This is a genomic window from Arthrobacter tumbae (assembly GCF_016907495.1).
GTDB classification, from domain to species: domain Bacteria; phylum Actinomycetota; class Actinomycetes; order Actinomycetales; family Micrococcaceae; genus Arthrobacter_D; species Arthrobacter_D tumbae.
The window spans coordinates 1618397-1645254 of sequence record NZ_JAFBCC010000001.1; the positions used below are offsets into that span (position 1 = coordinate 1618397).

28 protein-coding genes and 2 tRNA genes are annotated in these 26858 nt (G+C 60.5%); 18 read left to right on the forward strand and 12 right to left on the reverse strand.

The features are described from left to right. Positions 1-26: 26 nt before the first annotated feature. The 7 genes from JOD47_RS07730 to rpmH form a co-directional block, all read right to left on the reverse strand. Entirely contained in the window at positions 27-1079 is a 1053-nt protein-coding gene (locus tag JOD47_RS07730) for a ParA family protein (protein ID WP_239548042.1), read from the reverse strand. A gap of 155 nt (positions 1080-1234) precedes the next feature. Then, positions 1235-1873: a 16S rRNA (guanine(527)-N(7))-methyltransferase RsmG gene (gene rsmG, locus JOD47_RS07735; protein WP_239548043.1), complete on the reverse strand. Its 639-nt coding sequence runs from the start codon at positions 1871-1873 to the stop codon at positions 1235-1237. A gap of 34 nt (positions 1874-1907) precedes the next feature. After that, entirely contained in the window at positions 1908-2465 is a 558-nt protein-coding gene (locus JOD47_RS07740) for a Jag family protein (RefSeq protein ID WP_204533375.1), read from the reverse strand. Beyond that, positions 2462-3424, reverse strand: coding sequence for a membrane protein insertase YidC (gene yidC / locus JOD47_RS07745; protein WP_204533376.1), 963 nt, complete (start codon positions 3422-3424; stop codon positions 2462-2464). The genes JOD47_RS07740 and yidC overlap by 4 nt, the downstream gene beginning before the upstream one ends. Before the next feature lie 13 nt (positions 3425-3437). Continuing rightward, entirely contained in the window at positions 3438-3791 is a 354-nt protein-coding gene (yidD, locus tag JOD47_RS07750; RefSeq protein ID WP_204533377.1) for a membrane protein insertion efficiency factor YidD, read from the reverse strand. Then, positions 3788-4162: a ribonuclease P protein component gene (gene rnpA, locus JOD47_RS07755; protein ID WP_204533378.1), complete on the reverse strand. Its 375-nt coding sequence runs from the start codon at positions 4160-4162 to the stop codon at positions 3788-3790. Before rnpA ends, yidD begins: the two co-directional genes overlap by 4 nt. 63 nt (positions 4163-4225) lie before the next feature. Then, the gene (gene rpmH, locus JOD47_RS07760; RefSeq protein ID WP_196395440.1) at positions 4226-4363 is read right to left on the reverse strand and encodes a 50S ribosomal protein L34; all 138 of its coding nucleotides are present in this window, start codon (positions 4361-4363) and stop codon (positions 4226-4228) included. 453 nt (positions 4364-4816) lie between these two features. Between rpmH and dnaA the strand changes: the two genes are divergently transcribed. From dnaA to JOD47_RS07810, 11 genes are all read left to right on the forward strand, one after another. Then, a complete protein-coding gene (gene dnaA / locus JOD47_RS07765; protein WP_307836224.1) occupies positions 4817-6220 on the forward strand; it encodes a chromosomal replication initiator protein DnaA in 1404 nt (467 codons plus the stop codon). A 455-nt stretch (positions 6221-6675) separates the two neighbouring features. Beyond that, entirely contained in the window at positions 6676-7800 is a 1125-nt protein-coding gene (gene dnaN, locus JOD47_RS07770; RefSeq protein WP_204533381.1) for a DNA polymerase III subunit beta, read from the forward strand. Positions 7801-7841: 41 nt separating this feature from the next. Then, on the forward strand, positions 7842-8729 hold the full coding sequence (gnd, locus tag JOD47_RS07775) for a phosphogluconate dehydrogenase (NAD(+)-dependent, decarboxylating) (RefSeq protein WP_204533383.1): 888 nt from the start codon (positions 7842-7844) through the stop codon (positions 8727-8729). 17 nt (positions 8730-8746) lie between these two features. Continuing rightward, complete coding sequence (gene recF / locus JOD47_RS07780; RefSeq protein ID WP_204533385.1) at positions 8747-9928, forward strand: DNA replication/repair protein RecF; 1182 nt, start codon at positions 8747-8749, stop codon at positions 9926-9928. A gap of 106 nt (positions 9929-10034) precedes the next feature. Continuing rightward, positions 10035-10511 carry a DciA family protein gene (locus tag JOD47_RS07785; RefSeq protein WP_239548398.1) on the forward strand — a complete coding sequence of 159 codons (477 nt, stop codon included), beginning with the start codon at positions 10035-10037 and terminating at the stop codon, positions 10509-10511. A 281-nt stretch (positions 10512-10792) separates the two neighbouring features. After that, positions 10793-12814, forward strand: a complete 2022-nt coding sequence (gene gyrB, locus JOD47_RS07790) for a DNA topoisomerase (ATP-hydrolyzing) subunit B (RefSeq protein WP_204536526.1) — start codon at positions 10793-10795, stop codon at positions 12812-12814. 83 nt (positions 12815-12897) lie between these two features. After that, positions 12898-15534 (forward strand): DNA gyrase subunit A, encoded by a 2637-nt coding sequence (gyrA, locus tag JOD47_RS07795; RefSeq protein WP_204533388.1) that lies wholly within the window; start codon positions 12898-12900, stop codon positions 15532-15534. After that, positions 15531-16064 carry a DUF3566 domain-containing protein gene (locus JOD47_RS07800; protein ID WP_204533390.1) on the forward strand — a complete coding sequence of 178 codons (534 nt, stop codon included), beginning with the start codon at positions 15531-15533 and terminating at the stop codon, positions 16062-16064. Before gyrA ends, JOD47_RS07800 begins: the two co-directional genes overlap by 4 nt. A gap of 85 nt (positions 16065-16149) precedes the next feature. After that, positions 16150-16223 (forward strand) — tRNA-Ile (locus JOD47_RS07805). 40 nt (positions 16224-16263) lie between these two features. Next, positions 16264-16380 carry a DLW-39 family protein gene (locus JOD47_RS17490; RefSeq protein WP_307836225.1) on the forward strand — a complete coding sequence of 39 codons (117 nt, stop codon included), beginning with the start codon at positions 16264-16266 and terminating at the stop codon, positions 16378-16380. 45 nt (positions 16381-16425) lie between these two features. After that, positions 16426-16498 (forward strand) — tRNA-Ala (locus tag JOD47_RS07810). 55 nt (positions 16499-16553) lie between these two features. Here JOD47_RS07810 and JOD47_RS07815 read toward each other — a convergent pair. Both JOD47_RS07815 and JOD47_RS07820 read right to left on the reverse strand, forming a co-directional pair. Then, complete coding sequence (locus JOD47_RS07815) at positions 16554-17390, reverse strand: glycosyltransferase family 2 protein (RefSeq protein WP_372432796.1); 837 nt, start codon at positions 17388-17390, stop codon at positions 16554-16556. 109 nt (positions 17391-17499) lie between these two features. Continuing rightward, on the reverse strand, positions 17500-18303 hold the full coding sequence (locus JOD47_RS07820; RefSeq protein WP_204533392.1) for a hypothetical protein: 804 nt from the start codon (positions 18301-18303) through the stop codon (positions 17500-17502). 153 nt (positions 18304-18456) lie between these two features. Between JOD47_RS07820 and JOD47_RS07825 the strand changes: the two genes are divergently transcribed. Together JOD47_RS07825 and JOD47_RS07830 are read left to right on the forward strand one after the other, a co-directional pair. Further along, entirely contained in the window at positions 18457-18999 is a 543-nt protein-coding gene (locus tag JOD47_RS07825; RefSeq protein ID WP_204533393.1) for a peptidylprolyl isomerase, read from the forward strand. A 6-nt stretch (positions 19000-19005) separates the two neighbouring features. Then, positions 19006-19872, forward strand: coding sequence for a rhomboid family intramembrane serine protease (locus JOD47_RS07830; protein ID WP_204533394.1), 867 nt, complete (start codon positions 19006-19008; stop codon positions 19870-19872). Between the two features lie 153 nt (positions 19873-20025). Here the strand turns inward: JOD47_RS07830 and JOD47_RS07835 are convergent, their stop codons facing one another. Then, a complete protein-coding gene (locus tag JOD47_RS07835; RefSeq protein ID WP_307836226.1) occupies positions 20026-20736 on the reverse strand; it encodes a FadR/GntR family transcriptional regulator in 711 nt (236 codons plus the stop codon). A 161-nt stretch (positions 20737-20897) separates the two neighbouring features. Here JOD47_RS07835 and JOD47_RS07840 point away from each other — a divergent pair, with 161 nt between their 5' ends. Next, positions 20898-21410 (forward strand): gluconokinase, encoded by a 513-nt coding sequence (locus JOD47_RS07840; RefSeq protein ID WP_307836227.1) that lies wholly within the window; start codon positions 20898-20900, stop codon positions 21408-21410. Positions 21411-21440: 30 nt separating this feature from the next. After that, positions 21441-22841 (forward strand): GntP family permease, encoded by a 1401-nt coding sequence (locus tag JOD47_RS07845; RefSeq protein WP_204533395.1) that lies wholly within the window; start codon positions 21441-21443, stop codon positions 22839-22841. A gap of 13 nt (positions 22842-22854) precedes the next feature. Here JOD47_RS07845 and JOD47_RS07850 read toward each other — a convergent pair whose 3' ends face one another. Beyond that, positions 22855-23100, reverse strand: a complete 246-nt coding sequence (locus JOD47_RS07850) for a cell division protein CrgA (protein ID WP_204533397.1) — start codon at positions 23098-23100, stop codon at positions 22855-22857. A gap of 275 nt (positions 23101-23375) precedes the next feature. Here JOD47_RS07850 and JOD47_RS07855 point away from each other — a divergent pair, with 275 nt between their 5' ends. The 3 genes from JOD47_RS07855 to JOD47_RS07865 are packed head-to-tail and all read left to right on the forward strand — an operon-like array spanning position 23376 to position 24912. Continuing rightward, the gene (locus JOD47_RS07855; protein ID WP_239548401.1) at positions 23376-24098 is read left to right on the forward strand and encodes a class E sortase; all 723 of its coding nucleotides are present in this window, start codon (positions 23376-23378) and stop codon (positions 24096-24098) included. Then, positions 24098-24256: a hypothetical protein gene (locus tag JOD47_RS07860; RefSeq protein WP_204533399.1), complete on the forward strand. Its 159-nt coding sequence runs from the start codon at positions 24098-24100 to the stop codon at positions 24254-24256. Before JOD47_RS07855 ends, JOD47_RS07860 begins: the two co-directional genes overlap by 1 nt. Positions 24257-24258: 2 nt before the next feature. After that, positions 24259-24912: an anthranilate synthase component II gene (locus tag JOD47_RS07865; RefSeq protein WP_204533400.1), complete on the forward strand. Its 654-nt coding sequence runs from the start codon at positions 24259-24261 to the stop codon at positions 24910-24912. Here the strand turns inward: JOD47_RS07865 and pknB are convergent. Next, positions 24901-26838, reverse strand: coding sequence for a Stk1 family PASTA domain-containing Ser/Thr kinase (pknB, locus tag JOD47_RS07870; RefSeq protein ID WP_307836228.1), 1938 nt, complete (start codon positions 26836-26838; stop codon positions 24901-24903). The genes JOD47_RS07865 and pknB overlap by 12 nt on opposite strands. Positions 26839-26858: the final 20 nt, after the last annotated feature.

The following is a 26858-nucleotide window of genomic DNA, read 5'->3' on the forward strand; positions in this document are numbered from 1 at the left end:
GGGATGCGTCATAGAGCGCAGGCGCTCTATGAGCGTTCCGCTATTTCAGCAGCTGCCTCAAGATAAGACAGTGCGCCACTCGACGAGGGGTCATAGGTGAGCACCGTCTGCTGATAGCTCGGAGCCTCCGAGATCCTTACGGATCTCGGCACTACCGCCTTCAGCACCTGGTGAGGGAAGTGCTCGCGAACCTCAGCTGCAACCTGTGCCGCCAGATTGGTGCGGCCGTCATACATGGTGAGAAGTATCGTGGAGACAACCAGATCCGCGTTGAGATGTTTCTGAATCATCTCGATGTTCTTGAGGAGTTGGCTCAAACCCTCGAGCGCATAGTACTCACACTGAATTGGAATGAGCACCTCACGAGCCGCCACGAAGGCGTTGACAGTCAGTAGTCCAAGGCTCGGAGGGCAGTCGATGAAGATGAAGTCCAGGCGCTCCTCCTCGTTCTCAGCGCGCTCCTTCGCGTAGAGGTCGATCGCACGCCGCAGCCGCTGTTCACGGGCCACCAGGGATACCAGCTCGATCTCCGCACCAGCCAGATGAATGGTCGCAGGAGCGCAGATGAGATTCGGAACATCCGGGCAGGGTGCCACCACACTCGACAGGGGAAGATCATCGATCAGCACGTCATAAATGCTGTCCACCTCGGCGTGATGCTCAATCCCCAGCGCGGTAGAGGCGTTTCCCTGCGGATCGATATCTATGACAAGCACGTTCAAACCGGCGGAAGCAAGACCGGCCGCCAGATTCACCGTGGTGGTTGTCTTACCGACTCCGCCCTTCTGATTGCTGACTGTAAGTACCCGCGTCTCGGAGGGTCGCGGTAGCTTGCGGCCCAGCAGTTTCTCACGTCGCCGTGTTTCAGACGCTAGTTCACGCGCCAAGGGGGTGCTGTCATCGAGAACATCCATGACGTTCTTGGTGCTTCCGTTAGATTTCACGCTGGTGGCCTGACTTGGATTGCTTGCCCCGCCCGCGCCGACCGTTTCACGTGAAACGATGCCCGTGTTTGTCGGGTTTGAAAATACTTCCGGTTGAATATCGGCGATAGTGATTGCCAGAGACGAACCCATCATCGACGTAGGAGGCTCGCGTCGCGTGGCAGAATCTTTCGTCACAAGCGTTTCGCTCACTTTCAGGTACCGGATCGGTCCACTCTAGGTTATCGGGTGTAGACCCCGCACCCCGACAGACAATCCGTAGTGTGCGCAACTTCCTTGCGAAGATGCGGTCAGCGTGCGACGACGATACGGACTACGGTCGTAGGTTCATCAAGCAGCGCGCCGCCCACCGTTTCGACACTCGTGGATTTTCCACCCAGACGACGGATGATCTTCGCCGCCTTTTCCACTTCTTCGCCCGCGCTTCGCCCCTTGATGGCAAGGACGTCTCCCGACCCTTTGAGGAGGGGCATGGTGAGTGTGGCAAGACCGGACAGCGCGGATACGGCACGAGCTGTCACAATATCCACATCAAACTTTCCGACGGCCTGTTCAGCGCGCCCGCGAAAAATTTCGACATTCTTCAGACCCAGATCATCAGTTACCTCGCGAAGCCAGTTTACTCTTCGCTCGAGGGGCTCGATCAGATAGAACGCTGCATCCGGCCTTGCTATGGCAAGAGCCAGCCCGGGCAGACCGGCACCACTGCCGACGTCAGCAACACGAGACGCACTTGGGATCAGTTGCCCCACAACCGCACAGTTGAGGACGTGCCTGTCCCATAAGCGCGGCAGTTCCCGTGGTCCGAGAAGGCCTCGCTCGATTCCTGATGTAGCAAGGTGATTGACAAATCGCTCAGCGAGCGGAAGACGGTCACCAAAGATCGTGCGCGCAGCAACAAGTTCCTTTGTACCGATTTCAATCGTCAAGGCAATCCCTCCTTCGGGAAAGAGAGACGGACTGTCAGGACCCGGCTGACACTACGATGTGGCGCCGCGAACCCTCACCCTCGGACTCACTGACCATGCCCAGATCAGCAACGATGTCATGGACGATCTTGCGCTCATAAGCAGACATCGGAGCCAGAGCAACCTCTCCACCGCTTTCCTTGACCGTGCTGACCGCCTGTTCAGCGATCTCGCGGAGCTCCTTGTTACGGGCTTCACGAAATCCGTCCACATCCAGAACCAGACGTGAGCGATGTTCGGTCGACGTGAGCACAGACAGCCGCGCCAGTTCCTGCAGCGCTTCCAAAACCTCGCCGTCCCGACCAACAAGAGCCTGCAGGCCCTGTGCGTCCTTCTCTTCCGAGACTATCGAGATGTAGGTGCGACCGTTCCGTACCTCAATATCGATGTCACCGTCTATATCCGCGATATCCAGGAGTTCCTCAAGGTAGTCAGCGGCGACGTCACCTTCGTCCTCGGCTGACGTCACTCCATCCTGTTCGCCGGCGCCCTGGTCGACGACGTCCCCGGTCGCTGTCTCAAGAGACTCTTCCTGCATGTTGTCGGTGCTCATTTGCGTTTCCTGTTCTTGCGCTGAGGCTGTACTCGTTGAGCTTTGGGTGGTGCGACTGCTTCGACTGCCGGCTCACCCTTCTTTTCCCCAAGCAGCGGGACCATCGGAAGCCCCTTCTTTGCACGGCGCTCAGCCAGTGCCTTCGCCGCGGGCGATCCGGGAGTAGGCATCCGCCTGATCACGTAGAACTGCTGCACCATGGTCCAGAGGTTGGTGGTGGTCCAGTAGATCAGCACACCGATCGGGAAGTTGATTCCACCTATGCCGAATACCAGGGGCAGGATGTACAGCATGATCTTCTGCTGGCGCATGAAGGGACTCTGCATGGCCTCTTCGGACATGTTCTTGGCCATGATTTGCTTCTGCGTGATGAACTGCGAGGCAGTCATGGCCAGGATCATGATGATCGAGAGGACTACTACTGAGGTGTGACCCTCCGTACCGAATCCGTGGAGCAGGGACGAGGAGAGCGGCGCACCGAAGATCTCGGCTGCATCAAACTGTTGGACGTCATCGACGGTGAGCGCGCCGATTCCTTCGCCATTGTCGCTTGCCGTTGATACACCATTCAGGACGGTGAACAAGGCGAAGAAGAACGGCATCTGGATCAGGATCGGCAGACAGGCAGCGAACGGGTTTGTCCCGTGTTTCTTGTACAGGGCCATCTGCTCCTGCGTCATTGCCTGACGCGAGAGTTGATCCGTCTTGCCCTTGTACTTCTGCTGCAGCTTTCTCAAGTCCGGCTGAAGTGCCTGCATCCCGCGCTGGGCCTTGATCTGCTTCACGAAGACAGGTATCAGCGCCGCACGGATGACCACGACGAGACCAACAATGGACAACGTCCAGGTCCAACCCGACGCCGCGTCCATACCGAGGAAGGTGAATCCCTCGTGGAAAGCCTGCATGACCCAGGACACCAGCCATCGGAAGGGCAGGAGAATCGTTTCGAAGAAATCCATAATCTGTTGCTCCTCAGGCCGCTGTGCGGCTTTCCTCATCTGCAGGAATCACCGGGTGATTCAGCACTACAATCTGTGGTTCTTCACCGGGTGCAAAATGCCGTCCACCTGAAGGCACATGGTCCACTCCGCCATCGTTCCAAGGATGACACCGACACAGTCGCCTCGCAGCAAACCATGAACCCTTGACTGCGCCATGCACGGTCACTGCCTCAAGCGCATAAGCCGAGCAGGAGGGAAAGAATCGGCACACCGGGCCATATAGAGGTGAGATCAGTCGGCGATAGCTCACAAGAATGCCAATGAGAACGGCACGGGGCAGCCATGAAACGCGGGAAAATTTCGACGGCGAATGATCCGCTGTCATGTGCCGTCTCCCATTCTGCCGCCGTCCTTGCTGAACCGCTTCACACTCGATGCCAGGCACCGACAAAAATCGGAACTGAGCTCAGGCCAACCCGCCGAAGCCGCCGGGGGCAGTGCACGCACAACAACATCGACTCCGACCGGTCGCTGCAGCAACGCTGACGCTGCTGCTTCTCTCAGTCTCCTCTTAACGAGATTCCGCGTTACCGCGTTCCCAACACTTTTCGACACGATGAAGCCAAAGCGCGAGGGCATGCCAGCACCGGTTCCGACCGCATATAACACCAAGTTCCGGCACCCCGAACGGGTACCGGAACGAACGGTATGCGAAAAATCAGTGGCCGACCGGACTCTGTGGGCGGTAGAAAGCACCTGGAGCTCCGGGCGGTCGGGGCGTTGTCAGTCAGACGACGCCGGCGGATGGGTTAGATGATGCTAGGCCGAAAGCTCGATGCGGCCCTTGCCGCGGCGCGCAGACAGAATGGCGCGGCCGGCGCGGGTGCGCATGCGAAGACGGAAGCCGTGCTTCTTGGCACGACGGCGGTTATTCGGCTGAAAGGTCCGCTTGCTCACTGTGATACTCCAGAACGTTCTTGGCATGCGCTGCCGTTGCAACAAGGGGGAAGAACGGACTGGCGCAATGAAGTTGTAGTACGTCTGCCTTTGCTTGCACCGCGATACCGTTCAGCGGTTGGCTGACGGTATGGAGGCATGCAAAATGCAGACATAAAGGACTACATAACGTTAGGGCACCGGGCACAAGACGGTCAAACCGGACGAGACCTGCCCAGCACGCCCCCGTTATAAACACCATGTGGACAACCGGCCGATTCCAGCCACAAAGCAACGTGCCGGAGACGCCCGAGACTACCTTATCCACAGGACCGGTCCCAGCTATCCTCTGTACTTTTGATCGTCTACTGTTGCCGGGTGGTGCAATTATCCACGTGCTGTGCATAACTCTGTGGATTACTGATGCATCCGCGGATCGAGCCGGCTCAAATAAACTTTCAACTGAGGACGCGAGTGAGTACCGACGAGATTAATGATGTAGGAAGCTCCTGGCGCAAGGTAATCCGCACCCTCGAACAGGACGAGCGGATTTCTCCCCGCCAGCGTGGGTTTGTGGTGCTGGCGCAGGCACAGGGACTCATCGGGACAACCCTGCTTGTAGCTGTTCCGAACGAACTGACCCGTGAAGTTCTTCAGAGTCAACTCAAGAGCCCGCTCAACGATGCCCTCAGGGACGTCTTCCGGGAAGAGATCCAGTGTGCGTTCGTCATTGACTCGGATCTCACTCCAATCGCTGAGGAAGAACCTGAGGAGGTTCCGGAGGAAAGCACGCAGCGGGAGCAGGCACCATCACCCACTCCGCCGAGCAACTCCCACGAATTCGGGCGCCTGAACCCGAAGTACATCTTCGATACATTCGTCATAGGTTCGTCGAACCGGTTCGCTCATGCGGCTGCAGTAGCGGTAGCAGAGGCGCCGGCCAAGGCCTATAACCCACTCTTCATCTACGGCGACTCCGGGTTGGGCAAAACTCACCTGCTGCACGCCATAGGTCACTACGCCCGCCACCTCTATACCGGAATCCGGGTGCGCTACGTCAATTCTGAAGAATTCACGAACGACTTCATCAACTCAATCCGCGATGATGAGGGCACAAGCTTCAAACAGACATATCGGAACGTCGACATCCTCCTCATCGACGACATTCAATTCCTCTCCGGCAAGGACCGGACGCAGGAAGAGTTCTTCCACACCTTCAACGCACTTCACAACCACAACAAACAGGTGGTCATCACCTCCGATCTCCCTCCCAAGCAGCTGTCGGGCTTCGAAGAGCGGATGCGTTCACGCTTCGAGTGGGGCCTCCTTACCGATATCCAACCGCCGGAGTTGGAGACCCGTATCGCCATTCTTCGCAAGAAGGCCATCAGCGAAGGAATGAGTGCACCGGATGAGGTGCTCGAGTACATCGCATCGAAGATCTCCACGAACATTCGCGAACTGGAGGGTGCACTGATCCGGGTAACGGCTTTTGCCAGCCTGAACCGCCAGGCCGTCGACAAGAACCTGGCCGAGATAGTGCTCAAAGACCTCATCAGCGACGACGGCGCCCAGGAAATTACATCGTCGCTGATCATGGCGCAGACGGCTGAGTACTTCACCATCACTCTTGATGATCTGTGCAGCAAGTCGCGGACGCGCACACTGGTCACAGCCCGGCAGATTGCGATGTACCTCTGCCGCGAACTGACCGATATGTCACTACCGAAAATTGGTCAGGAGCTCGGAGGCCGCGACCACACCACTGTTATCCATGCCGACCGGAAGATCCGTGAACTCATGGCGGAACGCCGGGCCATCTATAACCAGGTGACCGAACTAACCAACCGCATCAAACACCATCGCAAAGATTCGTAGGACGCAGCGCAAGCTGCCCGCCAACGGGTGAATTAACAGCTGTGGAAACAATTGTGGATAACTACGGGTTTTCCGTGGACGTTAATGAGGACAAGACCGGGTAGGGCTGTGGACCGCTGAATTACAGCTATTTCATGCACACAGCGCCATGTACTTCACACGGCGCTGTGCACATCCTGTGCACAGGGAGAATCCGCGGGAACGCGGGAACCACCCGGGTTATCCACAGTATCCACAGGAGTTATTAACACTACTGATCCTTAATCCATCGATCTGTTCCAAATAACATTTCCCCTCCAGACCGACCGGCAAGACTGCCCACTGTGTCGCGCTAAGCTGGAACTCAGTAGAGTTGACGTTTGCTCACGCGTCCTCCTTTGCCGGAAAGATCTACCGGAAAGGTTGAGGACGAGTGGCTTCCCCCCGAGGTACCTCGCGAAAGGCGGCACCCTTCAGTGAAATTCCGAGTCGAGCGCGATGTCCTGGCTGAGGCCGTAACGTGGACAGCGCGTTCCCTGTCACCGCGTCCTCCTGTACCGGTGCTATCGGGTCTATTGATCAAGGCAGGTGCGGGTACCCTCAGTCTGGCCAGTTTTGACTACGAGATCTCAGCACGTCTGGAGATCGCCGCTGATGTAGCCGAAGAGGGAACCATTCTCGTGTCCGGACGGTTGCTTGCGGACATCTGCCGCAGCCTTCCCTCCGCACCGGTCGAGGTCGAGACCGACGGATCCAAGGTCACATTGACGTGTCGTAACAGCCGGTTCAATCTCGCCACCATGCCGGAAGCGGAGTATCCGGAACTTCCAGCGCTACCGGACGTCAGCGGCGTCGTCGACGGGGATGCTTTCGCTGAGGCCGTTTCACAGGTCATCATCGCTGCCAGTAGGGATGACACCCTTCCCATCCTCACCGGCGTGCGGATGGAAATCGAGGAAGACCTGATCACTTTCCTCGCAACCGACCGTTACCGTTTGGCGCTTCGTGAGCTTTCCTGGAAACCGACGAATCCCGGAATCTCCACCAGCGCCCTGGTCAAAGCCAAGACTTTGAGCGAAGTAGCAAAAACGCTCGGAGGGTCCGGCGATCTCAATATTGCGCTGTCTGACAACAGCGAGCTCATAGGTTTTGAAAGCGGTGGCCGGCGAACCACCTCACTGTTGGTCGACGGCGATTACCCCAAGATCCGGTCCCTCTTCCCTGATAACACCCCCATCCATGCAACGGTGGAGACCAGCCTGCTGGTGGAAGCTGTCCGTCGTGTGGCATTGGTCGCCGAGCGGAACACGCCCGTACGGCTCGCATTCAGTGCGGGCCAGGTGGTGCTCGACGCCGGGACCGGTGAAGATGCCCAGGCATCCGAAGCTATCGAAGCCACCCTGGACGGCGATGACATCACCGTGGCCTTCAACCCCCACTACCTGAGTGAAGGGCTGGGCGCATTCAGCAGCCGCTTCGTACGGTTCTCCTTCACCACGCCGCCGAAGCCCGCCGTCATCTCGGCGCAGGAAGAGGCCACCGGTGCAGACCGGGAAGACTACAGGTACCTGTTGATGCCCGTGAGGCTGCCAAACCAGTAGCAACCAGACCGTCCATCCCACCGAAACCCATGGAGGATACTATGCACATCGGCCTAATCGGACTCGGAAAAATGGGACACAACATGCGGGAACGGTTGCGTTCCCGGGGCATAGAGGTCACGGGTTATGACCGGAATCCAGACGTGTCCGATGCCGAAAGCGTCGATGAGCTCATCGCCGCACTCCCCGCTCCACGGGTGGTCTGGGTGATGGTGCCGGCTGGGAAGATCACCGACCAGGTCATTACCGAACTCGGAGAGAAGCTGTCCGAGGGCGACCTCGTGATCGATGGCGGCAACACCAAATTCAGCACCGATCAGGAACACAGCGAACAGCTGGCTCACCAGGGTATTGCCTTTGTCGATTGTGGGGTATCCGGTGGCGTATGGGGCCTTGAGAACGGATACGGGCTCATGGTTGGTGGAGCTGCCGCGGACGTTGAACGGGTGATGCCGGTCTTCGATGCGCTGCGTCCGGACGGCGACCGGGAAGAAAGTTTCGTCCATGTGGGCGACACCGGTGCCGGACACTACGCGAAGATGGTGCACAACGGGATTGAGTACGGTCTGATGCAGGCCTACGCCGAAGGCTATGAACTGCTCGAGGCGAAAGACATCATCAAGGACGTACACGGCACCTTCCGCGCATGGCAGAAGGGCACGGTTGTGCGATCCTGGCTGCTCGACCTCTTGGTAAAGGCGCTTGAGGAAGACCCGAAACTCACCCAGGTCGGTGCTTATGTGGAGGATTCGGGTGAGGGCAGATGGACGGTTGAGCAGGCCATCGCCAACGAAGTGGCCGCGCCCGCTATCACCGCTGCTCTGTTTGCCCGCTTCAGCTCCAGGCAGGAGGATGCGCCGTCCCTGAAGATGGTTGCGGCTCTGCGTAACCAGTTCGGCGGCCATGCCGTGCGCCCGCCCCGCAAGTGAACAATGATTGAGCAGCGGTGTACGTCCAGCATCTCTCACTGACCGATTTCCGTAGCTATTCGCAACTTGAAGTCGCCCTCGAACCCGGAGTGACTGTATTCGTTGGACCGAACGGCGTCGGAAAAACCAACATCGTCGAGGCAATCGGTTACCTTGGGTCACTCTCGTCCCATCGGGTGAGCTCCGATAGGCCGCTGATCGCCTTCGATGCCGAGCGTGCCCTGGTTCGTGGGCGTTTGGTCCGCGGAACTCAAGCCACCAGCGTCGAAATGGAAATTAACGGCGAACGGGCCAACCGCGCCCGCATCAACCGAGCCAACCCGGTCCGGGCGCGGGACGCCGCCGGAATACTTCGGACAGTTCTCTTTGCGCCGGAAGACCTCGCTCTCGTCAAGGGCGATCCGTCCAACCGGCGGCGGTTCCTGGATGATCTGATGGTGCAGCTGGTACCCCACCATGCCGGTACACGCGCAGACTACGAACGGGTTCTGAAGCAGCGCAATGCACTGCTCAAATCGTTGCGGGGGCGCAGGCTTACCGACGCGCACGAGGCCACGTTGGAAGTGTGGGACCAGCATCTCGCGGCCGTCGGTTCGCAACTTCTTCACGCCCGCCTTGCCGTTCTGACCAGACTGTTGCCACACGTACAAAAGGCCTATCGTGAGTTGACGGACGGCTCGAAGATTGCAACAGCCGCCTACCGGTCGTCACTGGTCGGGCCGGTTTCCGACGACGATGACGGCACGTCGATCTCCACACCTGAAGACCTCGGCACCCTCTCCATTGAACACATCACTGAACGGTTCCTGGCAGCCATCACCAAGCAGCGGCGCCGCGAAACCGAGCGTGGTATTTCGCTGGTTGGCCCGCATCGCGATGAGGTCGAGCTCATGCTCGGCCGCGCCCTGGTCAAGGGGTACGCCTCGCACGGTGAAACGTGGTCCATGGCGCTTGCGCTTCGACTTGGCTCGTATTATCTCCTCGCGGATGACGATCAGACACCGGGATCCACACCCGTCCTGATCCTCGATGACGTATTTGCTGAACTGGATACGAACCGCCGTGAGCGATTGGCGTCCGTGGTCATCGGTGCGGAACAGGTCCTTGTTACCGCCGCGGTCGGAGAGGATGTGCCGGCCGCGTTGAAGGGCCGCCAGTTCGAGGTAGTGCCTGGAGGCTTCAGTGAAGTCCCGGCCTGAGGATGATCTCGGAGCGCCGGGCGCAGGGAAGACAACCCCCAACGACGACGCCGGCACGCCCCTTTCGGGCGATGCCGGGGGCACTCCTGGCCAGGATGCGCCGCGGCTGCTCCTGAACCGACTCCGTGACGCTTCCGTAGCGCGCGGTGATGTTCGCGCGCCGGCCGCGCGCCGTCGTCGTACTGGGCCCGGTGCCCCGCGGACCAGAGGCCAGGAGTCCTACACCGGCAGGGATCCACAGGGAGTCGGTGCGGTGTTCGGGCGGCTGCTCAGCGAGCGGGGCTGGAATTCGCCGGTAGCTGTCGGGTCGGTGATGGCGCGGTGGGAGGAACTGGTCGGACAGGAGATCGCCAGCCACTGCACGCCTGAGAGTTTCCACGAGACAACGGTTTTCGTGCGGTGCGATTCCACAGCCTGGGCAACGCAGCTCAGGTTGATCAGCCCGGACCTGCTCCGGCGCTTCGAACACGAATTGGGCACCGGTGTTGTGACGGCCATGAAGATCGTCGGGCCGTCTGCTCCGTCATGGAGAAAAGGCGGCCGATCGGTTCCGGGTCGTGGGCCCAGGGATACTTACGGCTAACCCTTGACCAGTTGCCGGCGGATCGCCTGATGAGCGGGGTGCAGCGCCGAGTGGACCCCAGCGGACGTATACGCCCCCACAAGACCCCCCGCTGAGAGCTTAAATAGCGGTTTATTCGGCGTTAGGAGGCAATTGAGGCGCCGTTGTCGGTCGCTGCACGGTAGAATAATAGGTGCAGGCATTCCTTTTGGGGATGCCTTCATTCTGAGACCGGGCAACATTAGGACAACGAGGAGTCGACAGCGTCCGTGGCTAACGACAACGAACTGGAATCTGCCGGAATGCCGGAGACCGGCGCCGGCGCACCCAAAGGTTACGGCGCAAGTGACATCACGGTCCTTGAGGGACTCGAAGCGGTTCGCAAGCGGCCCGGTATGTACATCGGATCCACTGGTCCGCGCGGTCTGCACCACCTCGTCTACGAGGTTGTGGATAACTCTGTGGATGAGGCGCTCGCTGGGTACTGCGATCACATCAAGGTCACACTGCTTGCTGACGGCGGTGTACGGGTCATCGACAATGGCCGTGGTATTCCGGTTGATATGCATCCCACCGAGGGCAAACCCACCGTTGAAGTAGTCATGACCATCCTGCACGCAGGCGGAAAATTCGGCGGTGGAGGGTATGCCGTTTCCGGTGGTCTCCATGGAGTTGGCATCTCAGTGGTGAACGCGCTTTCCTCCCGCGTCAACACGGAAATCAAGCGTCAGGGTCACATCTGGAGGCAGTCCTTCGAGGACGGCGGAAAGCCGGTCGGACAGCTCGACAAGGGTGCGGAAACCACTGAGACCGGAACCACCCAGACGTTCTATCCGGATGCATCCATCTTCGAATCGGTTGAGTTCGATTTTGAGACGTTGCGGGCGCGTTTCCAGCAGATGGCCTTCCTGAACAAGGGCCTGAGGATCAGCCTTGTGGATGAGCGCGTGCCTGAGGTGGAGACCGAGGAGATTACGGACGCCGCCCACGCCGAGGCTGAAAAGGCCGAAGAGAACAAACACCGCCATGTGGAGTACCTCTACGAGAATGGTTTGCTGGACTACGTCAAGCACCTGAACTCATCGAAGCGCGTAGACATCATTCACGAAGACGTGATCGCGTTCGAGACTGAGGATTCGGACCGGTCCATCGCCGTGGAAGTGGCAATGCAGTGGACAACGGCGTATTCCGAAAGCGTTCACACCTACGCGAACACCATCAACACACACGAGGGTGGAACCCACGAGGAGGGTTTCCGCGCAGCAATGACGTCGCTGATCAACCGTTATGCGCGCGAGAAGAACATCATCAAGGAAAAGGATGACAACCTCACGGGTGACGACATCCGCGAGGGACTCACCGCCGTCATCTCCGTAAAACTCTCTGAACCACAGTTCGAAGGACAGACCAAGACCAAGCTCGGCAACTCCGAAGCCAAGGGATTTGTGCAGCGCGTGGTCACTGACCAACTGGGTGACTGGCTCGAGCGCAATCCCGGCCCCGCCCGCGACGTCATCCGCAAGTCCATCCAGGCAGCCCAGGCGCGGCTGGCTGCGCGCAAGGCCCGCGAATCCACCCGGCGCAAGGGCCTGCTCGAGTCCGGCGGTATGCCGGGCAAACTCAAGGACTGCCAGTCGAAGGACCCGTCGAAGTCCGAAATCTACATAGTTGAGGGTGACTCCGCCGGCGGTTCGGCCGTCCGCGGCCGCAATCCGGAAACACAGGCCATCCTTCCGCTGCGCGGAAAGATCCTGAACGTGGAGCGGGCCCGGCTTGACCGCGCGTTGAGCAACACCGAAGTCCAGGCGATGATCACCGCTTTCGGAGCCGGTATCGGTGAGGATTTCAACGTCGAGAAGGCCCGCTACCACAAGATAGTCCTGATGGCAGATGCCGACGTTGACGGTCAGCACATCACCACGCTGCTGCTCACGCTGCTCTTCCGCTACATGCGACCGCTTATTGAGAACGGCTATGTATATCTGGCACAGCCGCCGCTTTACCGCATCAAGTGGTCCAACGCGGCTCATTCCTATGTGTATAGCGACCGCGAGCGGGATGAAACCATCAAAATGGGCCTGGCCAACAACCAGCGGCTCCCCAAGGAGAACGGGATCCAGCGCTACAAGGGCCTCGGTGAGATGGACTACACGGAGCTGTGGGAAACCACCATGGATCCCGACCACCGCACCCTCCTGCAGGTCACCATGGATGATGCCGCCGCAGCCGACCAGATCTTCTCCGTCCTGATGGGTGAGGATGTCGAGTCACGCCGCAACTTCATCCAGCAGAACGCCAAAGACGTACGGTTCCTCGACATCTGACCGAATTCGAGCAGACCCGGCCGGGGCACGCAGTTATCTTGTGATCCGGTTCCTGACACGCATCCACGAATGGAACGAACTAGATGAGTGACGAAGTAACGCCTGAGGTTCCGAGCGACGGGACGCCTCTTGAAGGCGCAGTGCTGACGGACCGCATCGAGCAGGTGGACCTGCAGACAGAGATGCAGCGGTCCTACCTGGACTACGCGATGGCGGTCATTGTCGGCCGCGCACTGCCCGACGTGCGTGACGGTCTGAAGCCCGTCCACCGCCGCGTCCTGTATGCGATGTTCGACGGCGGCTACCGCCCTGACCGCTCCTTCAACAAGTGCGCGCGTGTTGTCGGTGAAGTCATGGGCCAGTACCACCCGCACGGTGACAGCGCTATCTATGATGCGTTGGTCCGGCTCATTCAGGACTGGACCATGAGGTATCCACTGGCCCTTGGCCAGGGAAACTTCGGATCGCCGGGAAACGACGGTGCGGCCGCGCCCCGGTATACCGAGACGAAGATGGCGCCCCTGGCGATGGAGATGGTCCGCGATATCGACGAAGAGACCGTCGACTTCCAGGACAACTATGACGGAAAAAACCAGGAACCGACCATCCTGCCGTCACGCTTCCCCAACCTTCTGGTTAACGGTTCCTCCGGTATTGCCGTCGGCATGGCCACCAACATCCCGCCGCACAACCTGCGCGAGGTTGCGGACGGTGTGCAGTGGTACCTCCAGAATCCGACCGCAAGCAAGGAAGAGCTGCTTGAGTCGCTCATCCAGCGCATCAAAGGGCCAGACTTCCCCACGGGTGCACAGATCCTCGGCCACAAGGGCATTGAAGATGCGTACCGGACAGGCCGTGGTTCAATCACCATGCGTGCCGTGGTCAACGTCGAGGAGATTCAGGGCCGGACCTGCCTGGTTGTCACCGAGTTGCCCTACCAGGCCAATCCGGACAATCTGGCCATCAAGATCGCTGATCTCGTCAAGGACGGGAAGGTTTCGGGGATAGCCGACCTCCGGGATGAGACCTCGGGGCGCACGGGCCAGCGCCTGGTCATTGTCCTCAAGCGTGATGCCGTAGCCAAGGTCGTGCTGAACAACCTCTACAAGCACACTCAGCTGCAGGATAATTTCAGCGCCAATATGCTCGCCATCGTCGATGAGGTGCCGCGCACCCTGAGCCTTGATGCGTTCATCCGCCACTGGGTCACGCACCAGCTCGAAGTCATTGTCCGCAGGACCCGGTACCGTCTCCGCAAGGCTGAAGAGGCCGCACATATCCTGCGTGGACTGCTCAAGGCACTCGACGCCCTCGATGACGTGATCGCCCTCATCCGGAGATCCTCGACGGTAGAGGATGCACGCAATGGGCTGATGGGCCTGCTGGAGATCGATGAGGTTCAGGCCCAGGCAATTCTGGACATGCAGCTGCGGCGGCTCGCCGCTTTGGAGAGGCAGAAGATCCAGGATCAGCATGCCAAGCTCGAATCCGAAATCACCGAGTACAAGAAGATTCTTGCCTCCGAGGTACAGCAGCGTGAGATTGTCTCGACTGAGCTGCAGGAAATTGTAGACAAGCATGGTGATGACCGCCGCACCGAGATCCTCATGGGGTACGACGGTGACATGAGCATGGAAGACCTCATTCCCGAAGAGGAAATGGTGGTCACCATCACCCGCGGAGGTTACGTCAAGCGGACCCGAAGCGATAACTACCGTCAGCAGGCCCGCGGCGGCAAGGGTATCCGCGGGGCGCAGCTGCGCGGCGACGACGTCGTCGAGCACTTCTTCGTTACCACCACGCACCACTGGCTGCTGTTCTTCACCAACCTTGGCCGCGTCTACCGGGCGAAGGCATATGAGCTTGTGGAAGCGGCACGCGACGCCAAGGGCCAGCACGTGGCGAACCTGCTTGCCTTCCAGCCCGACGAGACCATCGCCCAGGTGCTCGACCTGCGGGATTACCAGCAATCTCCCTACCTGGTGCTCGCAACCAAACGCGGCCTGGTCAAGAAGACGCGCCTCGAGGACTATGACACCAACCGTTCAGCGGGCGTCATCGCCATCAACCTGCGTGACGGTGATGAGCTGGTGTCGGCCCAGTTGGTCTCTGAGACCGATGACATGATGCTCGTCTCCCGGAAGGGGCAATCGCTTCGCTTCAGTGCTACTGATGAGGCTTTGCGGCCCATGGGCAGGGCTACCTCCGGAGTGACGGGCATGAAGTTCCGGGAGGATGACGAGCTGCTGGCGGCCAACGTCGTCAGCGACGACTCCTACGTGTTCATCGTGACCGAGGGCGGCTTCGCGAAACGGACCAAAGTGGATGAGTACCGTGTGCAGGGCCGCGGCGGCCTGGGTATCAAGGTGGCGAAGCTCGCCGACGTGCGCGGTGATTTGGTTGGCGCTCTCATTGTGCAGGAAGAGGATGAGGTCCTGGTGGTCATGGGCGGCGGTAAGGTGGTGCGGTCGGCGGTGGTCGGCGTGCCGGCGAAGGGCCGCGACACCATGGGCGTCATCTTCGCGAAGCCGGATAAGGCGGACCGGATCATCGCCGTCGCCCGCAACACCGAACGAGGGCTCACGGTGGATGAGGAAGTTCCTGTGATGGGTGTGGACGAAGCCGAGTCTGCGCTGGATGCGCCGGATGAAGTACCGTTGTCGTCAGAAGAAACGGCTGGGCCGGAGGCTGAGTCAAGCGATATTGGAGGTTCCGAGTGAGTTCTGCCAACTCAAATCCGCGCGCGACTGCGGGCAGCGCCGTGCGGTCGTCGGGCGGAGGACCTCGGGTGAACCCGCCTGCGCGCCCACCCCAGCGCCCTGCTTCGTCTGCCGCAAGGCCCGCGGGTAACCGTCCCGGGCTTGTGAAGCCCGCACCGAAGGCCAAGGCGCGTAAAGCGCGGCTGCTGGTCAGCAAGATCGACCCCTGGTCGGTCCTGAAGATGTCATTCCTCCTTTCCGTAGCGCTGGGGATTGTCACCGTGGTGGCTGCAATCGTGATCTGGACGGTGCTCGACCTGACGGGAATCTTCGACCGGGTGAATCAACTTCTCGGAGAGATCGCTGGATCAGAAGGCGCTGGCTTCGACCTGCGCCAGTTCGCGTCGCTGGGTCAGGTTGTGTCTTTCGCCACCATCATCGCCGTGGTGAATGTGGTTCTCCTGACCGCTCTGGCCATGCTCTCGGCGGTTCTCTACAACATCTCATCCACCCTCGTAGGTGGAATCGGAGTGACGCTCACAGACGACTGATCGGTCGGTGATCGGGGCCAGGTTCTCAATTTGTGGATCGCTGAGGGCCTACTGTAAAGTCGTATCTCGGCCCGATGAGGTGCGGGGGCGTATAGCTCAGGCGGTTAGAGCGCTTCGCTGATAACGAAGAGGTCCCAGGTTCAAGTCCTGGTACGCCCACGGATTCTGAAACCGGCAGGTAACTGCAAGGAGGAGCACTGTGAAGAAGTTGCTGGTAGCGGCAGCTGCTGTTGCAGGGGTTCTCGCCTACAAACGGTGGCAGGAGTCCGAGAAAGACAAGGAAGTGTGGAGTAGCGCGACGGATCCGGTCGAGTAAAACTTCACCAGTTGGTCGGGGTATACTGATCAGGTTCCGTTTTACGGGGGCATGGCGCAATTGGTAGCGCACCTGCTTTGCAAGCAGGGGGTTCGGGGTTCGAGTCCCCGTGCCTCCACCGAAAGGGAAAGGCTCCAGCCGAGAGGCTGGAGCCTTTCCCTGTTAAGTGGTGCCTAGCGGTTGGTCGCTGTAGTGCGGGCAGCCCGCGCGGTGTGCACCGCACGCAACACCTTCGCGGGGTAGTAGATCGACATGAAGATCAGCATCGGAATCTTGAGAACCTTCTTGTCAATCTGGTGAGCCCGGTAAGTGCGGTCGAACCTCGTGACGTAGTAACGGTAGTCCTTGGGCGAATTCTCGAGACGCCGGGCTGACATCCCGCTGACCATGGCGGGGATGTAGCGGATGATGAGCTCCTGTTCCGCAAGATGCAGAGAGAGGTCTATGTCCTCATGCATCTCATCCAACTCATCAAGACAGGTGTAGTTCCGGATCTGTTCCCAGGCCGTGCTGCGAAGCGCCATGTTGGAGCCGAATAAGAAGTGGTACTGGTTGCGCGCGAGCTTGAGTACGAGTTGGCGCATCTTGTCATCCGCTTTCAGCCCCCACCGCCGCATCGGCATGTCGTAGTAAACAACAGGTCCGGTCGCAGCGGCGACGGTCGGATCGCTGAAGCCCGCCTGCACCGTTTCGACCCAGTCCGGCTCGAGCACTGAATCCGCATCGATTCGGCCCAGTACATCACCTGTCGCGTGGTTCAGACCGAAGTTTCTCGTTGGTATGAGACCCTGCCGGTCGTTCTGCTCCAGCAGGTGAATTGGGCTCTCAGGGTACTCCAGCTGCATCTGGCGGACGATGTCTGCGGTGTGGTCGGTGGAGCGGTTATCGACCACCAGAATCTCATAAGCCGGCATGGACTGGTAGATAGCCGCAATGAGGCACTGGCGGATGACGCTTTCTTCGTTGTACGCCGGGATGACTATCGACACGGACGGCTTCGCGGGGTGCACGGCCGTAAATCTATCACCAGCCGGGGAGGCTCTGGCCCCGGACATGAAAAAAGCGGGAAAGATCCTCCAATGGGTGGATCTTTCCCGCTGTCAGCGGATTGAGAGGCAACTAGACGGCGGGCCCCTTCGGTGCGCCGGCGTCAGGGTTGGTCTTTTCAGCTGCTCGGTCAGCAGCTTCCTTGATGTCGTTCACAGCCTGCTTGGCATCGTCATTGTGTGCGATGTCCGCAACCGGCGTCGGTTCGACCGGAGCCGGGGTCTTCCAGGGATCTTCCACAGGCTGTGATGCGCGCCAGACCGCGATTCCGGCTGTTACGGCTGCGGCGATGATGCCGGCAATGAGCCAGCCCTTGCCGCTTTTGCGCTGCTTGCTTCGCTTGAGGTCTTTCGCGGCGCGCTGCGCGGCGACAACGGCTGCCTTCTGGTACTTCTTCACGGCCTTCTTGTCACCGGTCACCTTGGTGACAACACCGGCAACGCCGGCCGGGATGGTCGCAGCTGCCAGCGTGCGCGACGCTGAATCAGCGGCGTCGCCAAGCCGGTGCGACACTGCCGGGATGTACTCGCCCACCACGCGGTCACGAGCCTGGTTGAGAGCCGGAGTTGCGCGGTCCAGGGTGCCCTGGATGCGCGGGGCCGTGCCGTCGACAAACTGGTTGATCCGCGGGCCTACGCGGTCCAGGCTCTCCTGGATTCGGGGGGTGACGACGGCGACGCCGTCAGACAGACCCTGTGCTGCGCGGTTGATGCTCTGCTGGATCTTGGGCGAGGCCGTTTCGATTCCCCGTTCGATACGCGGCGCCACCCATCCTCTCGCGGCATCCACTCGCGGAGCGGCCCAATCCCGCGCCGTGCCGACGCCCATCAGAACGTTGTTCTCAAGGCTGCGGACAACGCTTTCGGATTTCTTCACAACTACCTCCCGTGGATAGTGACTGTTGTCAGTCAGCCTACGTGCTATCCCGAGGTCCATGCTATCCGGAGGTTTGTTTCACAGTATTTTCACTGTGCGCGGAACGAGGTTGTTCCAGGAGATACCGCCGACGTGCGTGAAAGAATGAATGGCATGACAGCTATTGCTACTGCACACGCAACCATCCATACCAGCCTCGGGGACATCAAGGTGGAGCTTTACGGCAACCACGCCCCCAAGACGGTCAAGAACTTCACGGGTCTTGCTACCGGTGAGATCAAGTGGACCCACCCGAGCACGGGTGAGGAAACCAACGCACCGCTCTACGACGGCACCATCTTCCACCGCGTCATCAAGGACTTCATGATCCAGGGTGGCGATCCCCTGGGACAGGGTATTGGCGGTCCGGGCTACAAGTTCGACGATGAAATCAATCCCGATCTGGACTTCACCGCGCCCTACAAGCTGGCAATGGCGAACGCCGGTCTGCAGAATGGCCGCGGAACCAACGGCTCGCAGTTCTTCATCACGTCGGTTCCGACCACCTGGCTGCAGGGTAAGCACACCATTTTTGGAGAGGTCAAGGACGAGTCGTCACGCGCCATCGTGGACCAGCTCAACTCGATCGCCACCGATGGACGCGACAAGCCTCTCGAAGACGTCGTGATCAACAGCATCAGCATCGAGCAGGCCTAGCGGCTCATGACCTATGGAATCCCGGCCGGCCGGCCGGATGAGGACGTTCCCGTGTGCCCGCGCCACCCGGACCGGGTGAGCTATGTGCGGTGTCAACGATGTGGCAGGCCCGCCTGCCCGGAATGCCAGCGTCCGGCGGCCGTCGGGATCCAGTGCGTCGACTGCGTGCGTGAAGCGCAGCGCCAGACTCCGGCCACGCGCACCATCTTCGGCGGAACAGTGCGGCAGGGGCGGCCGCTGGTGACCTTCTCGCTCATTGGTGCCTGCGTGGCGCTGTTCCTTGCCCAACTTGCCATCCCCGGCGTGACCGACGCACTGGCATACGCGGGTATCTACACCTCGGGCATCGTCACCCCGGAACCTTGGCGCATGATCACCGCCGCGTTCCTCCATTCCACAGGATTCCTGCTCCATATCGGATTCAACATGTACGCGCTCTGGATCATCGGGCAGGCTCTTGAACCCCTGCTGGGACGGGCAAGGTTTCTTGCCCTCTATCTGATCGCTGCTTTCGGCGGATCGGTTGCTGTACTGCTCTTGACCAACCCACTGCAGGGCGTCGTCGGAGCATCAGGAGCAGTTTTCGGGCTTTTCGGAGCCATGCTCATCGTGCAGAGGCGACGTGGTGGGGATGTACGGCAACTGGTTGTGCTCATCGCCATTAATACCGTTCTCGGCTTTGTGGTTGCGGGGATCTCCTGGCAGGCCCACCTCGGCGGTCTGCTGGCCGGAAGCGCTGCCGCGGCCATCATCGCCTATACACCGCGGAGTCCGAAGCGCTCCCTGATCCAATGGTCCGGGTTGGCGGTGCTGACCGTCGTGCTGTTGGCGCTGACCTTCGTCGGCGCGAGCCTGGTTGCTTTTCCGGCGTAGTTTTCCACAGGGCTTATCCCCAGTGGGGAAAACTTACACACATGTAATTCCACAGCTGTGGATAAGCAATCCCAAGGTTTACACGGAACGGACTGATGAATCCGCCCAAGTTACACACAGCTGTGGATAACTCAGTGCACAACCTGTGTACGGCTACGTAATTGCTTGCCGTACTTCGGCGAGTAGGTTCCGCATCGCTGTCTCAGCCGCGCCAGGGTCGGCCTCGGCGATCGCTGCTGCGACGGCTTCGTGGCTGGCGAGCGCGTGCTCACGGGGTTTGCGGGGCATTAATCCCTGGTTAGTCCTGCCACGCAGGACTTCAGTGACAACGCCGTCGAGTGCGGAGAACATCTCATTACCGCTGGCGAGCAGGAGCAGTGCATGGAATTCCACATCCGCAGCAAGAAACTCGTCAAGACGGCCGGCCTCGCCGAGTATGCGCAGCTGTTGGGCAAGGTCGACGACGACGGCGCGCTGCTCCTGAGTGGCGTTGCGCGCTGCTCCTGCCGCAGCGAGCGGCTCGACCGCACAGCGCAGTTCCGTCAGACTCTTGAACTGTTTTGCGCGGGAGGTTCCTTCCAGGCGCCAGCGGATGATCCGCGCGTCGTACACGTTCCAGTGGCGGGGTGACTGCACCACTATTCCGACGCGGCGTTTGCTGAACACGAGGTTCATCGATTCGAGAATGCGCATGCAGTCGCGAATCACGGTTCGTGAGACTCCAAACCGCTCCTGTAATGCTTCGATTGTCAGGCGTTCACCCGGTTGCAGCTCACCGCTGACTATGCTGCGTCCCAGCTCCTCGATGATGCTGCTGTACATGACGGCGGCCACCGGTGCGGGGCCTTTCGAGGACAGCGCCACTGAGAAACCTTTCCGAGGTAGGGGTGGGATCAGGATAAGCCGGGAAGGCGGCAATTCAAAGGTAGTATCTTTCGGTCCATCAAAGGTGCTACCTTTATGGTCGAGTAAATTGAGCGTTGCGTCACAGGAGGCGCGAGCGACAAGGAAGTCGAGGAGTTAGCGTGAAATCACGAATGCATCTGGTGATCATGGGCGTGTCAGGATCAGGCAAGACGACGATCGCCACGGCACTGGCGGAGCGTCTGGGCTGGATCTATGCCGAAGCGGACGAATTTCATTCCCGTGAGAACATCACCAAAATGACCCAGGGTATTGCTCTGACGGATGAGGATCGCAAGCCCTGGCTGGACTCGATCGCGCGATGGATCAGCGAGAAGAGCGCCAGTGGAGAATCCACCATCGTGACGTGTTCGGCGTTGCGGAGGAGTTACCGCGATGTGCTGGCCGCTGCCGACGGTGACGTCCGGTTTGTTCACCTGCTCGGCGATGTTGAACTCATCCGCTCGCGCATGAAGACACGGACCGGCCACTTCATGCCTGAATCACTGTTGCCATCGCAGGTCAACACCCTCGAAATACTCCAGGAGAACGAACGCGGGCTCACTGTCGACAATGTCGGCACGCCCGCGGAAGTCACGGATCGCATCATGGCCGAGCTGGGCCCGACCGCCTGAGAACCAAAGAAATTAACGGAGAAGTAATTCATGCTCATTGAAGGCTGGACTCAGACGCTTGGCGCTGGTCCGCTCCTGCTCATCGCCGCGGCCGCAATTGCGGTGCTGCTGCTCCTCATTATCAAACTGCGCATTCATGCGTTTGTAGCGCTGATTCTGGTCAGTTTGCTCACGGCATTCGCAACCGGAATACCAGCTGATCAGGTGGTTCCCGTACTGACGAGCGGATTCGGTTCCACTTTGGCGACGGTGGCGCTGCTCGTCGGCCTCGGAGCAATGCTGGGCCGCCTGGTCGAAACAAGCGGCGGCGCGAAAGTGCTCGCCGACTACCTGATCGGCAAGTTCGGCGAGAAAAGGGCTCCACTCGCTCTCGGCATCGCTTCGCTGCTTTTTGGCTTTCCGATCTTCTTCGACGCCGGTTTGGTGGTCATGCTGCCGGTGGTGTTCTCAGTTGCCCGGCGACTGGGCGGCGGCGTCCTGATCTATGGCCTGCCGGCCGCCGGTGCCTTCTCTGTCATGCACATCTTCGTTCCACCGCATCCCGGGCCGGTTGCAGCCTCCGAATTTTTCGGAGCCAACATCGGGCTTGTCGTGCTGGTCGGGTTGATCGCTGCAATACCGACCTGGTACGTCACGTGCTACCTCTACGGGCTATGGATGGGCAAGCGCATAGTCCTGCCGATTCCAGCGCTCCTCGGCCAGGCCGATGAAGAACACGAGAGTAATCCGCCGGCCTTCGGCACCGTCGTTGGAATCCTACTGCTGCCGCTGGTCCTCATCTTCCTGAACACAGGCCTGAACGCGCTGAACGTCGGAGGGGCACTCCCGGAGGGAACTTCGGATCAGGTCTGGTTCCAGGTCCTGCGCACCGTGGGTGAGACGCCCGTCGCACTGCTGATCTCGCTGCTCGTCGCGGCATACGTGCTGGGACGGCGCCGAGGTATTGAAAAGTCTGCATTGGAGAAGGTCCTCGAATCATCGCTGGGGCCGGTCTGCTCGGTCATCCTCATCACCGGCGCCGGCGGCATGTTCGGCGGTGTACTTCGCTCCTCCGGCATCGGATCGGCACTTGAGGGTGCGCTCGGCAACCTCGGGATCCCGGTCATCCTCGCGGGATTCCTGATCGCGGCCATTCTCCGTATTGCACAGGGTTCAGCGACGGTTGCGCTGACCACAGCGGCTGGATTGATCAGCCCCGCCATTGCATCCTCGGACTACAACGGTCTGCAGCTCGCTGCCCTCGTCATTGCGGTGGCCGCCGGATCCGTTGTGGCCAGCCATGTCAATGACTCCGGATTCTGGTTGGTCGGCCGGTTCTTCGACATGGATGTGAAGACGACTTTCAAGACCTGGACGGTCATGGAAACTGCTATTGGCGTGATGGGCTTCGGAATCGCCGCATCAGTCTTCGGGCTTGCTTCCCTCGGGTGAACCGGCGGAAGACCTACCGCCAGCGGGTTGTCATCAGGAACCCGGCAATAGCGACTCCGAAGCCGATCAGGATGTTCCAGGAGTCGATACCCGGAATCGGGAAGCGTCCCTCAGAGATGTAGTAGACCAGAATCCACAGCAGGCCGACCACCATCAGCCCGAACATCACCGGCTTGTACCAGACCGGGTTCGGCTTCGGTTCCGCAGCGGCGCGCGTTTTCGGCTCGACCTGCTTCTTGCGGGACTTCGACTCGGGCACGGATCCTCCTAGACGGCGGCTGGGCGTCCAGCCGCTGTGTTTGCGGTCATACAGCTCGGAACGCGGCGGCGACACCGGTTATCCTGAGAAAGGACCTATGTCATCGGCGCGGTTCTAGCTGCCCATTCTAGCTAATGAACCGCTGCTGCGACGCCCGACATCATATTCGTAGGCAGGGAGAAGGATTGAGCAACCTCGGCGGCGGCATCGCGGTGGCCCGCCGTGACCGTTCCCGGCGCGCGCCCGCCAGCCGTCGTCGTCGTAGTCTGCTGGAGATGTCGGCTCAGGTGATCGGTGAGCTGCTCATCACAGCCGGCGTGATCCTCCTCTTGTTCGTGGCATGGCAACTGTGGTGGACAAACGTCCAATCAAACGCAAAGCAGGGCCAGGCGGTGGAGGAATTCTTCGCGGACCTCCCAGAGGAGTCTGTCGCAGATCGTCCTGGGGGGGAGCCCGAAGTTCCATCACCTGATGAGATTCCCGTACTGGAGACGAAGGCGGCGGGTGAGACGTTCGCCGTCATCTACATCCCGCGGTTCGGGGACGGCTATACCCGACCGGTCACCGGCGGCGTGACGACGGCGGTTCTCGACAACCTCGGTTTAGGGCACTATCCGGAGACCGGAATGCCGGGCGCCGTCGGTAATTTCGCACTCGCAGGCCACCGGCAGACAAATGGTGCTGTGCTGGACAACATTCATACCCTCGTGCCCGGCGACCGCATCTACGTGCAGACGCAGGACGGCTATTACTCCTACGTCTATCGCAATACCCAGATTGTGCTGCCCGACCGCGTCGATGTTCTCGCGCCCGTACCTACGCAGCCGGGCGTTGAACCCGAGGAACGGATCCTTACCCTCACCAGCTGCAATCCGCGCTTCGGCGCCCAGGAGCGGATCATCGCCTACGCAGTGATGGAATCGTTCCAGTCACTGGGGGACGGACCGCCGGAGGAGATTGCCGCGCAGGTAGCCGAAGTCGCGGAAGGAGCCGCCTGATGTACGCGTTTCTATTCCGCCACCTGCCGGGGCCTTTCTGGCTGCGGATCATCTGGGCGATTCTGCTCATCGTGGCAGCGCTGGCCGTCCTCGTGAGCTGGGTCTTCCCCTGGCTCTCCCAGTTCAGTCCCCTGACCGATTCAACGATTGGCACGTGATCATGAGCAGCCCTACCCGCATTCTGGTCGTCGACAACTACGACAGCTTCGTGTACACACTGGTCGGTTATCTGCAGGAACTCGGTGCGGAGACCACCGTCGTCCGGAACGATGACGTGACGCTGGCCGAGGCTGTTGCACTTGCGGAAGTGCGGGACGCCGTCCTCATCTCTCCCGGTCCGGGTGCGCCGGCGGAGGCGGGGGTCTGCATCGACCTGATCAAGTGGTGCGGCGCGAACAGCAAGCCGATGCTCGGAGTGTGCCTTGGTCACCAGGCACTGGCAGAGGCCTATGGCGGATCAGTTACGCATGCTCCCGAGCTGATGCACGGCAAGACGTCCCTGGTCGAACATGACTCCACCAACGTCTTCGAAGGCCTGCAATCACCACTGACGGCCACCCGCTACCACTCGCTGGCGGCTGTCGGGGACGTTCCCGCTGAGCTGCGTGTGACGGCGCGGACGGCCAGTGGCGTGATCATGGGCCTGGAGCATCGTTCCGCTCCGCTGTGCGGAGTGCAGTTCCACCCGGAGTCCGTGCTGACCGAGGGCGGCTACCGGATGCTGGGAAACTGGCTGGAGCAGGCTGGTCTGAACGGCGCCGCAGCGCGCTCAGCCACGCTCAGCCCGCTGATCCACCAGCAGTCAGGGTCCTAAGCCCTCCAACACGTCCCCCACGACGCCACTGTTTCCCTGCCCCTGCCCCTGCCCTCGCCCGCGACCCTCGTTGCCGGACTCTTCCTCTTCGGCTGGAGCGCTCGACGTGGGGGCCGGGGTTGTTGGTGGAGGAGGCTCTTCTTCCTCTTCCGGTTCGGTAGCGACATAGATAACAACTTCGGTTCCGGGCGCGATATTCGTGTTCGCAGCGGGTTCCTGCCTTACCACCAGACCGGGTTCGACGACGGCGTTCGGTTCCTCCTCAATGCGCGGCACCAAGGCGCGGGCGGGGTCCTCCAGCAGGGCCACCGCTTCATCCCTCGGCAAAGAGGTGAGCCGCGGGACGGTCACCAGCCCGGTAGAGAGCACCAGATTCACTTCGGAATCGGCGGGAACGGATGAACCGAGTGCCGGTTCAGTCTCGATTACCCGCCCTGCAGGAACGGTTGCGCTGTTCGCTTCGCTTACGCTGCCGCCCCGCAGACCTACCGATTCGAGGGCATCCCGCGCGGACGATTCGGTCATCTGGAAGATGTCCTCCGGTATAGCGCGGTTCGCCGGTCCCTTGGAAATCCGCAGCGTCACCAGTGAATCCGGCTCGACCTCGCCGCCGGCCTCGGGATCAGTGGCAATAGCAAAGCCTGACTCGACCTCATCATGGAATGTACGTTCCACCTGCGGTCGGAGACCGACGGCGGTCAAAGCATTGCTCGCCTCCGTTTCAGTCATTGAGTCAACCGCGGGAACGGAGGTGAGAACGGGCTCCTCCGGTTGCGAGTTGAGGATTCCGAAAAGTGCTACACCGCCGGCAGACAGCAGCAGTGCCAGCAGCACCAACAGCACCGCGATCCACCCGCGGCGGCGTGTTCGACGCCGGTCCTCGACGTCCCGGCGGTTCCGCGCAGCATGCGCCACGGGAAGCGAACCGGTTTCCTCCTCCTCCACCAGTGAATCGGCTGCGATGCTTCCGCCCGCGAGAACCTTGGCCATGGCTCTTGTCTGCGGGGCGTCGTCGTCGGTTCGTGTTGGAACGGCGGCGATTGCTTCCGTAGGAGCTGCCGGTACGCCTGGCCGGATGCCCTTGCGCGCATCCCGTAGGGCAGCCCGGAAGTCGGCTGCGCTCTGGAAGCGCCGGGCGCGGTCCTTTTCCAGCGAGATGGAGAGAACCGACTCGATCTCCGCCGGAATGCTCGCATCGAGTTCCCGGGCAGGCACGGGAATTTCACGGACGTGCTGATAGGCGACAGACACCGGACTGTCGCCCACGAACGGAGGCCTTCCGGTGAGCAGTTCATACAGCAGGCAACCCGCCGAGTACAGATCGCTGCGCGCATCCACCGTTTCTCCGCGCGCCTGCTCAGGTGAAAGATACTGGGCGGTGCCGATGACCGCCTGGGTCTGGGTCATGGTGGCGGCGGAATCCGCGATGGCCCGCGCAATGCCGAAGTCCATGACCTTCACCTGACCCTCCGGAGTGATCATGACATTGGCGGGCTTGATGTCCCGGTGCACGATTCCTGCACGGTGGCTGTACTCGAGCGCGGAGAGAACACCCAGCATGTAGTCGACAGAAGTCTCAGGGGTCAGCTCGCCGCGCTTGAGGAGATCGCGGAGGGTCAGCCCGGCGACGAATTCCATGACGATGAAAGGGACACGGACCTCGTCATGGTGCTGGCCCTCGATCTCCTCCTCACCGGTGTCGTACACGGACACGATCGTGGGGTGGTTCAGGCCAGCTACAGCCTGCGCTTCACGGCGGAAACGGGACTGGAACAGCGGATCCCGCGCAAGGTCCCGCCGCAACACCTTAATGGCCACGGTACGACCGAGCCGGACGTCACGGCCAAGGTGAACGTCGGCCATGCCCCCACGGCCGATCAGTTCACCCATCTCGTAACGTCCGTTGAGGACTCTTTCGCTGCTCACCTGGTGCCCCCTCACATGCT